An 11,031-nucleotide genomic window follows, 5' to 3' on the forward strand; every position below is an offset into this window, starting at 1 on the left:
ATCCCAGCCTGCCCGTCCGCGGGGATGCATGCGGTAGCGCAGCGGAACGAGCGAGAACGCGGCGTTCACCGCCTTTCCCGTCAGTCGAAACACCGTCTCGTCGAGTCCGGTCCACTCGTACCCCAGGAGATCTCGCACCGGCTGGTCGTACAGACCGACCGTCAGCCACACGAACCCGCGCGAGATGGGCAGCCGCAGAATCGACCACACCGCGTCGGGTATCCACGACGCATAGGGCGGCGCACCCAGACCCGACAGATCGAGAACATCGCGTGTTGCCTTGTTGTCTTCGAGCACCTCGGAGCACATGCGCTTCCAGTACAGCTGGAAGTCGTCCCAGGTGTCCGGTACCGGCTTCATGCTCATGCCGTAGAGGCGGTACCACTGCACGTGCTCGTCGAACAGTTGCCGTTTCTCCGCCTCGGTGACGCCGCCCATGAAGTGATCGGCCGTGAGAACGGTGCCCATGAAGAACGTGGCGTGGGCCCAGTAGAATGTGTCGGGGTCGAGCGCGTGATAGCGACGGCCCTGCGCGTCGATTCCTTTGATGTTGGCGTGATACCCGCGGACTGCCAGCGCGGTCTCTTCGGCTCGGTCGCCGTCGAACACCACTCCCCCGATGGGATAGAGCGAGCGGTAGAGACGCTGCCAGCGTTCGTCGAAGAAGATCGAGTGCTCTTCGACGCCCGCGCCGAGGCCCGGATGCATGTTCTGCATCGACCCTGCCCAGACTCCCTGCAGCATTCCCCGCCAGTCCCCGAAGTACTTCCAGGTCAGAGATTCGGGGCCCAAGGGCACAGGTCGTTCGCCGCCCGGTTTCACAGGGGAGGGAGTCTGACTACGCATGTTGTCAGACTAGGATCTGACAACAAGCGTAGTCAATGGCTTCGAGGAGGACGGTGAATATCGATCAACGGCGAGCGCACCGATATGACGCGCTGCTCGCGGCCGGGATCGAGCTTCTGGGAGCGCCGGACGGCCCCAAGGTCGCTGTGCGCGCAGCATGCCGTCTCGCCGGGCTCACCGAACGCTACTTCTACGAAAGCTTCACCGATCGCGATGCCTTCGTCCGAGCCGTCTACGCACACGTCGGCGAGCAGGCGACGTCCACGATCGCGGACGCCGTCGCTTCCGCACACGGGCGCGCGAAAGCGGAGGCCCCTGTGCGGGCGTTCGTCGAGCTGGTTCTCGACAATCCGAACCTCGGACGGGTCCTGCTCCTGGCTCCGCTGTCCGAGCCCGCCATCGGCGGTAGCGGCAAAGCGCTCGTGCCGAGCTTCGTGGATCTGGTCGGGGCCCAGTTGACGACGCTCGACGCCGACGAGCAACACCTGATTGCCGTCGGAGTCGTCGGAGCGCTCACCGCCCTGTTCGTCGGCTACCTCGACGGCTCGATCACCACCCCGCGCGGGAGGTTCCTCGCGCATTGCGTTCGACTCGTCGCCGATGCCGGACTCCCGGCGCGCGCCGACGTACCATGATCCGCCGACGTGCCATGATCGACAAAACCCAACCCGAGGAGTCACACCCATGTCCGAACTCGAACAGTCGTTCCAGCAGGCACAGATCGACGTCAAGACCCTCACCAGCAAGCCGAGCAACGACGATTTGCTGAGCCTGTACTCGTTGTTCAAGCAGGGTTCGAAGGGCGACGCCGAGGGTAAGCGACCGGGTAGATTGGACATGGTCAACCGCGCCAAGTACGACGCATGGGCGAAACTGCAAGGAACGAGCCAGGATTCCGCCAAGCAGTCGTACGTCGACCTGGTTACTCGCCTGCTGGGCAAGTAACTCGGCAGCCCACACCCCCAAGGGCGCGGTCGGCACGACCGAGAGGACCCGCATGCGCGACTACACCGAAGCCGACCTCGATATCGAGAAGCCGAAGACTCATGCGGCCGGACCGGTGGCGGTCGCGGTGTCGATGAAGCGAGCGCTCGGCCACATGGGGCCGGTGCGCACCGCGAAGACGCTTCTGGACCTCAATCAGGCCGAGGGCTTCGACTGCATGAGTTGCGCATGGCCGGATCCGGATCCCGGCCATCGCCATGTCGCAGAGTTCTGCGAGAACGGTGCCAAGGCGGTTGCCGAGGAGGGAACCACCACTCGCGCCACCCCGGAATTCTTCGCGCGCCACAGCATCGCCGATCTCGACGCGCGAAGCGAGCATTGGCTCGGCCAGCAGGGCCGCATCACGCATCCGATGGTCAAGCTTCCCGGCGCTCGCTACTACGAGCCGATCGAGTGGGCCGATGCGTTCCGGCTCATCGGCGACGAACTGCGCTCTCTTGCCACTCCGGACGAGGCCATCTTCTACACGTCGGGGCGCGCATCGAACGAGTCCGCGTTCGTCTACCAGCTCTTCGCCCGCGCTTTCGGAACCAACAACCTGCCCGACTGCTCCAACATGTGCCACGAATCGACGTCGATCGCGCTGCAGGAAACCATCGGTATCGGTAAGGCCAGCGTCACTCTCGAAGATGTGTACGACGCCCAACTCATCGTCATCGCCGGCCAGAACCCCGGCACCAATCACCCGCGCATGCTGTCCGCGCTCGAGAAGGCGAAGCAGAACGGCGCGAAGATTTTGACAATCAACCCGCTGCGCGAGGCGGGCCTGCTCAACTTCAAGAACCCACAAACTCCGCGCGGCATGGTCGGACCCGGCACGGATCTCTCCGACTTCCACCTCCCGATCAAGGTGAACGGCGACCTCGCGCTCTTCCAGGCGATCGGCTCGCTGCTCGTCGAGTGGGACGCCATCGACCACGAGTTCGTCGAGCAGTACACCACCGGCTTCGACGGTTGGCGGGCAGGCGTTACCGCCGTCGACTGGGACGTCGTCACCTCCTCGACCGGTCTCGACCGCGAGCAGATCACCGAGGCCGCGAAGATGATTCGCGACTCCACAGCAACCGTGTACTGCTGGGCGATGGGGTTGACACAGCACCGCAATGCCGTCGCCACCATCAAGGAAGTTACCAATCTTGCGTTCGCGCAGGGCAACATCGGCAAGCGCGGCGCTGGGCTCTTCCCCGTTCGCGGGCATTCCAACGTGCAGGGCGACCGAACCATGGGTATCTGGGAGCGGGTACCCGAACATTTCCTCGACGCCATCGCGAAGGAATTCGGTTTCGACCCTCCCCGCGAACACGGGCTCGACACCGTCGATTCCATCCGGGCGATGCGCGACGGCAAGGCCCAGTTCTTCCTCGGGCTCGGCGGCAACTTCGTTCAGGCGACACCGGACTCGGACGTCACGTTCGAGGCCATGCGCAAACTACGTATGACCGTGCACATCTCGACGAAGATCAACCGTTCCCATCTCGTCACCGGCGACACCGCGCTCATCCTCCCGACACTCGGTCGGACCGAGAAAGACGTGCAGAAGTCGGGCGCGCAGTGGATATCCGTCGAGGATTCGACCTGCTCGGTGCACAGCTCACGCGGACCGCTGAAGCCTGCGAGCCCTCACCTGAAGTCCGAGGTCGCGATCCTGACCGGCATCGCCGAAGCAACACTCGACAACCGACACGGCATCGACTGGAAGGGTATGCGCGAGGACTACCGCAACATTCGCTCGCACATTTCCCGCGTCGTCAACGGCTGCGAGGGCTACGAGGTCAATGTGCGACGGCCGGGCGGCTTCATCCTCCCGCACCCGCCGCGCGACTCGCGATCCTTCGAAACCCCCTCCGGCAAGGGTGAATTCACGACATCTCCGATCGAGGTACTGCACGTTCCGGACGGCCATCTGTTGCTGCAGACGCTGCGCAGCCACGATCAGTTCAACACCACCATCTACGGCCTCAGCGACCGTTACCGCGGCATCGAAGGCGGCAGGCGCGTCGTGTTCGTGCACCGCGAAGACATCGCTGCCCTCGGATTCCGCGACGGCGACTTCGTGGACCTCGTCACCAGGTGGGAAGACGACGACGTCGAGCGGTGCGCGTCGCAGTTCCGCATCGTCGAATACGACACTCCCCGCGGCTGCGCGGCGGCGTACTACCCGGAAACGAACCCACTCGTGCCGTTGGATTCGACAGCGACGGACAGCAATTGCCCCACGTCGAAGTCCGTGGTGATCAAGCTGGTCCCTGCCGGTTCGGCCCATCAGGACAACGACCGCGGCAGCCAGGACGAAGTCGGCTCCGACGAGGGCCACAAGGACCATCCGCAGCCGCCGCACCTGAGCTGAGCGAAGATCAGACCAGCTTACGGCCCTGCCGTATCCGCGTACGCACGTCCCACAGCAGGATGTTGAACGGCATCTGACGGATGACTCCGGGTGTTGCTCGATTGACCACCGCGAGTAGTCGGATCAATTGGTCGAACCTGCGTTGTTTGACCGGGTCCCACGGCAATTCCATCTCGTCGCGAAAGCGTTCGGGTAGGAAGCCCGTGGTGACGAACCGCATGAACGGGCCGATCAGCGGGTGCAGCACCCTGGGTTTGACGAAGGTCGCCGACGCGATTCCGTACAGGTACGCACGAATGGTCGGATCGATGTGCACGTCGTTCAGTGCTGCGTCCCAGTACTTCTCGAACGTGACCCGATCGGTGGGCCACATGTCGCGCGGCATCTGCAACGTCGAGCCCAGCACGTGAGATAGCTGGTACATCTCATCGAGAAAGTCGGCATCCGGCTCGCCGTAGAGCGCGTGGTAGACGTCCTCGAAACCGCGGTACAGGCACGCGGCAACCCACAGTTGCAGATGCGGGTCGAAGGCGTTGTATTTTACCGGGCTGTCCGTGGTCGACCTGACGGCGGCGTGAGATCTGTTGGTGGCCTTGCGATAGGCGGTTTTGACCTCGGGCTCGGCCATGCCCGCGACGGCGAGGTACGAGAGCGTCGTGCGGGTGCGCTTGAGCGGATGCCGGTTGATCTGCCCGGTCTCGACGGTGCTCTCGTAGACGCCGTATCCGACGGCAGGATGCCCGAGCTGCATGATCACGTTCGCCCCGCCGGCGAGGAGCCCTACGCCGGTCATCGACTTACGCAGTAGTTCGTTGTCCGTTGTCATAGGTGGACCGCCCTTCGGCGAGTATCTGAGTACGGGTGTGTGCAGATTACGCTAGGCGCGTCGACCGAACGGTGTCAAGATGTCTGCATGGATCAATCCCCGCGCACGTACGGCGGAGTCGACGGCTCGGCGCGCGTGGCCGAGCGCCGTCGGGTCCTCGTCGAAGCCGGCCTCGACCTGCTAGGTAGCACCGAGCCCGAGCTGAGTGTCCGGGGTGTCTGCCGCCGAGCCGGGGTTGCGTCGCGCTACTTCTACGAGAGCTTCCCCGATAGAAACGCCCTGATGGAAGCGGTGTACGACCGCGTCGTCGCCGAGATCACGACCACCACGCTTGCGGCGGTCGCCGCCTCGCCGGCATCCGAGAACGAACGTGTCCGCGCAGCCGTGGCCACCGTGGTGCGCCTCGTCGCCGAGGATCCCCGACGCGGGCGCCTGCTGTTCTCTGCCACCTTGAGCAACGACGTGCTCGCCGCCAAACGTGCGGAGTCCACCAAGATGTTCGCCGGATTGCTCGCTGCACAAGCGACGGAGTTCTACGGCGGAAAACACGACGAGCATCTCGATCTCACGACCCACTTCGTCGTCGGCGGGTTCGCCCAGGTGCTGACGGCTTGGCTGGACGCGCGCCTCGACCTCGACGAGGACGCGGTGGTCGAGCACTGCTCGATGTTGCTTTTGGCCGCTGCGCCGCAATGGTTGTCCACAGATAGGGGGCTGGCGACGAGGAAAGGGCTGGCGACGAGGAAAGGGCTGCCGAAAGGCGAAGGGCTGCCGAAAGGCGAGGAGCTGCCGGAAGGCGAGGGGTCGTAGGCGACTAGGCCCAGAGTCCGACTCGTTCGAGGTGTGCGATCAGCCGCTCCGCTCCGTCGACGAACTGGCGACGCATCTGTTCTCCGACGGCGTCGAGGTCGCCTCGCTTCAGTGCAGCGATGAGGAGTTCGTGGCTGTGCACGGACTCTCGGCCCCACGACGGATCCGACGCGTACAACCGCGCGGGCGTGTAGCGGATGGCACCGAACAGGAACCACGCAAGCTTCGATCCTCCGGCGAGCTTGTTGATGAAACGGTGAAACTCGAATTCGCTGATCTCCACGGCGTCGGCGTCGGCGCGCATGACCGCATCCCGGAGCCGGCTGTTCAGTGCCGTCAACTGTTCGATCTGAGCGGGTGTGATGATGCGTGCAGCGCGACGAGCGAGCTTGCCGGCGATGGTCCCCTGGAGCCAGAAGATGTCTTCGATGTCTTCCCGGCACAGTTCACCCACGCGATAGCCACGATTTGGAACCTGATCGACCAGGCCCTCCCCGCGCAGCGTGACCAACGCTTCCCGGACCGGGGTAGCGCTGACGCCCAGTTCGAGTGCTGTCTCGTCGATGCGAACGAACTCTCCGGGCCGCAGCGCCCCGGACATGATCTGGTTGCGAACGTGTCCGGCGACCTCTTCCGAGAGCTGCGGCCGGCGCCTGAGCGTAGCGGTCACAACCCGTAGGTCTTGCCGATGATGTCGCGCTGAATCTCGTTGGTGCCGCCGTAGATCGACGATACCAGCGTTGTGCGGACGTGCTTCTCCATGTCGAACTCGGTGGCGTAGCCGTAACCGCCCATCATCTGCATCCCCTCCAGCGCGACCTTCTTGGCGGTCTCCGTCAGCTTGAGCTTGGCCATCGACGCTTCCCGCGGAAACAGCTTCTGTGGGTTCTCGTCGACGAGACGCGCGAGGTGATAAACCAGCAGTCGGCCGCACTCGATCTCCGTCGCAAGATCGGCAACGCGGTGCCGTAGCGCCTGGAAAGTGCCGACCGGACGCCCGAATTGTTTGCGCTGAGTGATGAATTGCAGGGTGTCGTCGAACGCGCGCTGCGCGGTGCCCAGCATCATGGCCGCCAGGATGAGGCGTTCGATGTTGAGCCCCGTCATCAGCTGGCCCCAGCCCTGACCCTCCACTCCGACAACAGAATCTTCGGGAAGTGCGCAGTCGGTGAAGTACAGATCGTTGACCTCCTTGCCGCCCATCGTGCCGATGCCGACGATGTTCAACCCCTCGGCGTCGGCCGGCACATCGAACATCGTCAAACCCTCGTGTTTGCCTCCCCCACGGCCCGTTCGGGCGACCAGCAGAATCCGGTCGGCGAAATGAGCATTGGAGCACCACGTTTTCTGACCGTTCACGATCCAGCCGTCGCTCGTCCTCTCGGCACGGCAGCTCAGGTTGCCGACGTCGGAGCCTGCTTCGGGCTCGGACATCGAGATGGAGTAACTCCTACCCGTCACGATGCCGCCGAGGACGGCCTCCTTCTGCGCTTGCGTGCCGAACTTCTCGTACGCGGCGCCCGTGATGAGCGTCGGACCGATACCCCCGATGGGTGCCATCCCCTTCGCTGCCTGCTCGAGCAGGATGCACATGTCGACCGCACCGCCGTCGGCACCGTCGAATTCTTCGGGGATGGTCGAGCCGAGCCAGCCCAGTTCGGCCATCTTCTCGTACAGCGCCTGATTGTGGGTGTGTTGACCGTTCTCGGTGAGGGCGTCTCGCTGTTCGCGAGTACCGGCCTCGCGCTTGCAGAAGGCAGCGACGGCCTCCGCGAATGATTCTTGTTCCTGGGTGAAATCGATGCTCATCGGAGTACTCCGGTTCTCGGGTGTTTCCTGCAGAGGACTTGTCGGGACCTGACGCGACGCATAGTGTGAGCTCGACAACAGTAAATCACATCAAATATATGTGATGCGATTTACCGGGCGCAGCCTCTCGACTGCCCGCACCACGACAGAGCCGAAGGAAGACTTCATGACGGACCAGGTCGCAGCGACGAAAGCACACACCTTCGACAGCCTCGATCCGCGGACGGACACGGTGCTCGCCAGCTACCCCGTCGCTGACGCCACCGAGGTCCAGCAGGCAGTCGACCGCGCACGATCGGCAGCGCGGTGGTGGGACGTACAGGGCTTTACCGGACGCAAACGCTGGCTCCTCGAATACAAGACGGCCATAGCCAAGGACGCCAAGGGTCTCGCAGCCGTCATCGCCGCCGAAACCGGTAAGCCGGAGGAAGATTCGATCCTCGAGGTGATGCTGGGTGTCGAACACATCGACTGGGCCGCTCGCAACGCGGAGAAGATCCTGAAGCAGCGCAAAGTCTCCTCGGGATTGATCAGCGCCAACCAGCAGGCGTTCGTCGGCTACCGGCCGTTCGGTGTCGTCGGAGTGATCGGACCGTGGAACTACCCGCTCTACACACCGATGGGCTCGATCGCATATTCGCTTGCCGCAGGCAACGCCGTGGTGTTCAAGCCCAGTGAGCTGACGCCGGGCGTCGGCGTGTGGCTCGCCGAGAAGTGGGAGTCGCTGGCTCCGGCGCACCCGGTTTTCCAGACGATCACCGGCGATGGCGCGACGGGCGCGGCCCTCTGCAGCTCCGGCGTCGACAAGATCGCTTTCACCGGCTCGACGGCCACTGCAAAAAAGGTCATGGCGACCTGCGCGAAGACGCTGACACCGCTCGTCGCCGAATGCGGCGGCAAGGACGCCATGCTCGTCGACGCCGACGCGAACATCGACGCCGCAGTCGAATTCGCGACCTTCGGAGCCATGGGCAACGCCGGCCAAACCTGCGCAGGCGTCGAGCGCATCTATGTCGCGGCGCCGGTGTACGACCAGTTCGTCGGCAAGCTGACGGCGTCGGTGAAGGCACTGAAGCCGGGTGGCGACAAGACATCGTCGTACGGCCCGATGACACTGGGCAAGCAGCGCGACATCGTCCGTGGCCAGATCGAGGATGCCCTGGCGAAGGGCGGGCGTGCCGTTCTCGGCGGGCTCGAGTCGCTGCACGGCCCCTACATCGACCCGGTCATCCTCACGGACGTCCCCGAGGATTCGACGGCCATCACCGAGGAAACATTCGGCCCCACCGTCGTCGTCAACAAGGTTCGCGATCTCGACGAGGCCATCGAGCGTGCCAACGCGTCGAGTTACGGACTGGGCGCATCGGTGTTCACGAAGGAGAGAGCAGCGGGTACTCACGCGGCGGAACGCCTGGACTGCGGTGTCGTCACCGTCAATTCGGTCCTCGGTTTCGCAGGCATTCCGGCGCTGCCCTTCGGCGGCACCGGCGATTCCGGATTCGGACGCATCCACGGCGCCGACGGACTCCGCGAGTTCAGCACGGTCAAATCGGTTGCGGTGCAGAAATTTGCAGCACCGCTCAACTTGCTGACGATGCAGCGCAAGGCACGCGACCTGAAGATTTCCGTGCTGATGCTCAAACTGCGTCACGGGCGGGGCTGAACGAGGTGGAGGTCACGCCGAAGCGCGGCCGATTCGGTTGGCTGCGACGCATCGAGGAACTCGATCCCGAAACGGACTGCCAGGCGATTCACCGGATCACGGCCGGTTACGAATTTCCCTGGGACTATCAGCGGGCGCTCGAATTCGCCCTCTTCCGAACCTATTGTGTGCCGACGATTTCCGCGGTTCTCGAAAAGTCGGGCGAGTTTCGGGACAGGCCGCAGAAACGATACGACGACACATCACTGCTGATGGCCGAGATGCTCGAGCACGGCTACGATTCGCCGCGCGGACGCGAGTCGCTGCGGACGGTCAACCGTATGCACTCCCAGTACGACATCTCCAACGACGACATGCTGTACGTGCTCTCCACCTTCGTCTACGAGCCGATCGAGTGGATCGACAAGTACGGGTGGCGCAGGCTGCACCCGAAGGAACGCCTGGCGACGTTCCACTTCTACCGTCAGGTGGGAATACGCATGGGTATCAAGCACATTCCAGAGTCGTACACCGAGTTCGCGACATTCAAGCTCGACTACGAGGAGCGGACCTTCCGCTACACCGAGGACAATCACAGGGTAGGCACGTACACCCTCGACCTGTTCTGTTCGTGGTTTCCTTCGTCGTTGCGCCCGGCCGTCGAACAAGGCGTGTACGCACTCATGGACGACCGGATGGCGAACGCCTTCGGCTTTCCCGCCGGCAATCGCACGCTCGAACGCGCCGCCGTCGCGGGACTCCGCACCAAAGCCCGGGTCGAACGCTTTTTACCCAAGCGTCGGCACTCCCGCACCACCGACGACGGCGGCAACAAGACCTACCCGGGCTACCCGGGGAATTACCGGCCGTCGGACCTGGGCTCGATGGCCTGCCCGCACTCAGCCGAAAGCAGCGGCCGTCCACTCGTCGAGCGCAGCGCGGAACTCGACAGACATCGGTAGCGGCACGTACACGTCCAGACCGGTGGCGGGCACCGGACCGAGCTCACCGAGAGTGTGTGACGCAGTGGCGAACTGCGCGTACTGCAGGTCGGTCGCGGCCGCTGCATCGCGCAGTGCGTCGATCTGATCGCACGAGACGTTGAGGTCCTTCTCCGAGCACGTGATCAGGACGTCGGTCTCGGCCGGCAGGGACGACGCGATGGACGGTGCATCCACGGAGTCGATCTCGGCAAGGAAGCGTACGTTGACGGGGACGAATCCGAGAGAGGTCAACATCGGATCCTCGGGGTACGGCAAAGGAATACCCGCCCGGATCGCGTCGATCGTCTGTGCCAGACGCTCACGATCGGCGTCCGCGACATCGGGCGCAACCTGGCCCGACGCCACCCCGCGGTCGATAGAGGCGCCGACCTGAAGCGACAACAGGTCCAGGTACCGAACAGCCGCCGGCGCGAGCAAGCCGATCTTGTCGAACTCTGCTCCGCGCTGCTTCAACGACAGTGCGGTGAGCGAGCCCTCGCTGTGGCCGAGCACGGCCAGATCGCCCGCTGCAATTCCGGTGCGCTCACCGAGAATATTCAGTGCTGCTGCTGCCGCATCCACTTGCTCGACGAATCCTGGCGGATTCGCGGGATCCAGGCCTGCGGTACCGGTGCGCCCGCTGCCGAACTTATCGAACCGCAACGTGGCGATCCCCCGCTCGCCGAGCGTGTCCGCTATGTATCCCAGCGTGTTGGGGTTGATGCCGCCCGCCTGGTTACCGTTGCGGTCGGTCGGACCACTG

11 protein-coding genes are annotated in these 11,031 nt (G+C 64.0%); 6 read left to right on the forward strand and 5 right to left on the reverse strand.

Features of this window, described 5'->3' with window-relative positions:
* The coding region (locus tag WBQ44_RS10585; protein ID WP_495566646.1) for an oxygenase MpaB family protein at positions 1-846 on the reverse strand (846 nt) is incomplete at its 3' end.
* A gap of 53 nt (positions 847-899) precedes the next feature.
* Between WBQ44_RS10585 and WBQ44_RS10590 the strand changes: the two genes are divergently transcribed.
* Genes WBQ44_RS10590 through WBQ44_RS10600 form a run of 3 tightly spaced genes read left to right on the forward strand, consistent with a single transcriptional unit; the run spans position 900 to position 4,198 of the window.
* On the forward strand, positions 900-1,481 hold the full coding sequence (locus tag WBQ44_RS10590; protein ID WP_495566647.1) for a TetR/AcrR family transcriptional regulator: 582 nt from the start codon (positions 900-902) through the stop codon (positions 1,479-1,481).
* A 49-nt stretch (positions 1,482-1,530) separates the two neighbouring features.
* Complete coding sequence (locus WBQ44_RS10595; RefSeq protein WP_495566648.1) at positions 1,531-1,791, forward strand: acyl-CoA-binding protein; 261 nt, start codon at positions 1,531-1,533, stop codon at positions 1,789-1,791.
* A 52-nt stretch (positions 1,792-1,843) separates the two neighbouring features.
* Positions 1,844-4,198, forward strand: coding sequence for an FdhF/YdeP family oxidoreductase (locus WBQ44_RS10600; RefSeq protein ID WP_495566649.1), 2,355 nt, complete (start codon positions 1,844-1,846; stop codon positions 4,196-4,198).
* A 7-nt stretch (positions 4,199-4,205) separates the two neighbouring features.
* Here the strand turns inward: WBQ44_RS10600 and WBQ44_RS10605 are convergent, their stop codons facing one another.
* Positions 4,206-5,024: an oxygenase MpaB family protein gene (locus WBQ44_RS10605; RefSeq protein WP_495566650.1), complete on the reverse strand. Its 819-nt coding sequence runs from the start codon at positions 5,022-5,024 to the stop codon at positions 4,206-4,208.
* Positions 5,025-5,111: 87 nt separating this feature from the next.
* Between WBQ44_RS10605 and WBQ44_RS10610 the strand changes: the two genes are divergently transcribed.
* Positions 5,112-5,834, forward strand: a complete 723-nt coding sequence (locus WBQ44_RS10610) for a TetR/AcrR family transcriptional regulator (protein WP_495566651.1) — start codon at positions 5,112-5,114, stop codon at positions 5,832-5,834.
* 4 nt (positions 5,835-5,838) lie between these two features.
* Here the strand turns inward: WBQ44_RS10610 and WBQ44_RS10615 are convergent, their stop codons facing one another.
* Together WBQ44_RS10615 and WBQ44_RS10620 are read right to left on the reverse strand one after the other, a co-directional pair.
* Positions 5,839-6,435, reverse strand: a complete 597-nt coding sequence (locus WBQ44_RS10615) for a GntR family transcriptional regulator (RefSeq protein WP_495566656.1) — start codon at positions 6,433-6,435, stop codon at positions 5,839-5,841.
* A gap of 65 nt (positions 6,436-6,500) precedes the next feature.
* On the reverse strand, positions 6,501-7,643 hold the full coding sequence (locus WBQ44_RS10620) for an acyl-CoA dehydrogenase family protein (protein ID WP_495566652.1): 1,143 nt from the start codon (positions 7,641-7,643) through the stop codon (positions 6,501-6,503).
* Positions 7,644-7,809: 166 nt separating this feature from the next.
* Here WBQ44_RS10620 and WBQ44_RS10625 point away from each other — a divergent pair, with 166 nt between their 5' ends.
* Positions 7,810-9,306: an aldehyde dehydrogenase family protein gene (locus tag WBQ44_RS10625; protein ID WP_495566653.1), complete on the forward strand. Its 1,497-nt coding sequence runs from the start codon at positions 7,810-7,812 to the stop codon at positions 9,304-9,306.
* A 5-nt stretch (positions 9,307-9,311) separates the two neighbouring features.
* The gene (locus tag WBQ44_RS10630; protein ID WP_495566654.1) at positions 9,312-10,247 is read left to right on the forward strand and encodes an oxygenase MpaB family protein; all 936 of its coding nucleotides are present in this window, start codon (positions 9,312-9,314) and stop codon (positions 10,245-10,247) included.
* On the opposite strand, the gene WBQ44_RS10635 is transcribed toward WBQ44_RS10630, so the two are convergent.
* The coding region (locus tag WBQ44_RS10635) for a serine aminopeptidase domain-containing protein (RefSeq protein ID WP_495566655.1) at positions 10,185-11,031 on the reverse strand (847 nt) is incomplete at its 5' end. The genes WBQ44_RS10630 and WBQ44_RS10635 overlap by 63 nt on opposite strands.

The sequence above is a fragment of the Rhodococcus sp. (in: high G+C Gram-positive bacteria) genome (assembly GCF_049591685.1).
Lineage (GTDB): Bacteria > Actinomycetota > Actinomycetes > Mycobacteriales > Mycobacteriaceae > Rhodococcoides.

Bases quoted from the DNA above. Each gene is read 5' to 3' on its own strand.
- WBQ44_RS10625 (WP_495566653.1), top strand. From the start codon at position 7,810: ATGACGGACCAGGTCGCAGCGACGAAAGCACACACCTTCGACAGCCTC.
- WBQ44_RS10605 (WP_495566650.1), bottom strand. From the start codon at position 5,024: ATGACAACGGACAACGAACTACTGCGTAAGTCGATGACCGGCGTAGGG.
- WBQ44_RS10610 (WP_495566651.1), top strand. From the start codon at position 5,112: ATGGATCAATCCCCGCGCACGTACGGCGGAGTCGACGGCTCGGCGCGC.
- WBQ44_RS10615 (WP_495566656.1), bottom strand. From the start codon at position 6,435: ATGTCCGGGGCGCTGCGGCCCGGAGAGTTCGTTCGCATCGACGAGACA.
- WBQ44_RS10620 (WP_495566652.1), bottom strand. From the start codon at position 7,643: ATGAGCATCGATTTCACCCAGGAACAAGAATCATTCGCGGAGGCCGTC.
- WBQ44_RS10595 (WP_495566648.1), top strand. From the start codon at position 1,531: ATGTCCGAACTCGAACAGTCGTTCCAGCAGGCACAGATCGACGTCAAG.
- WBQ44_RS10600 (WP_495566649.1), top strand. From the start codon at position 1,844: ATGCGCGACTACACCGAAGCCGACCTCGATATCGAGAAGCCGAAGACT.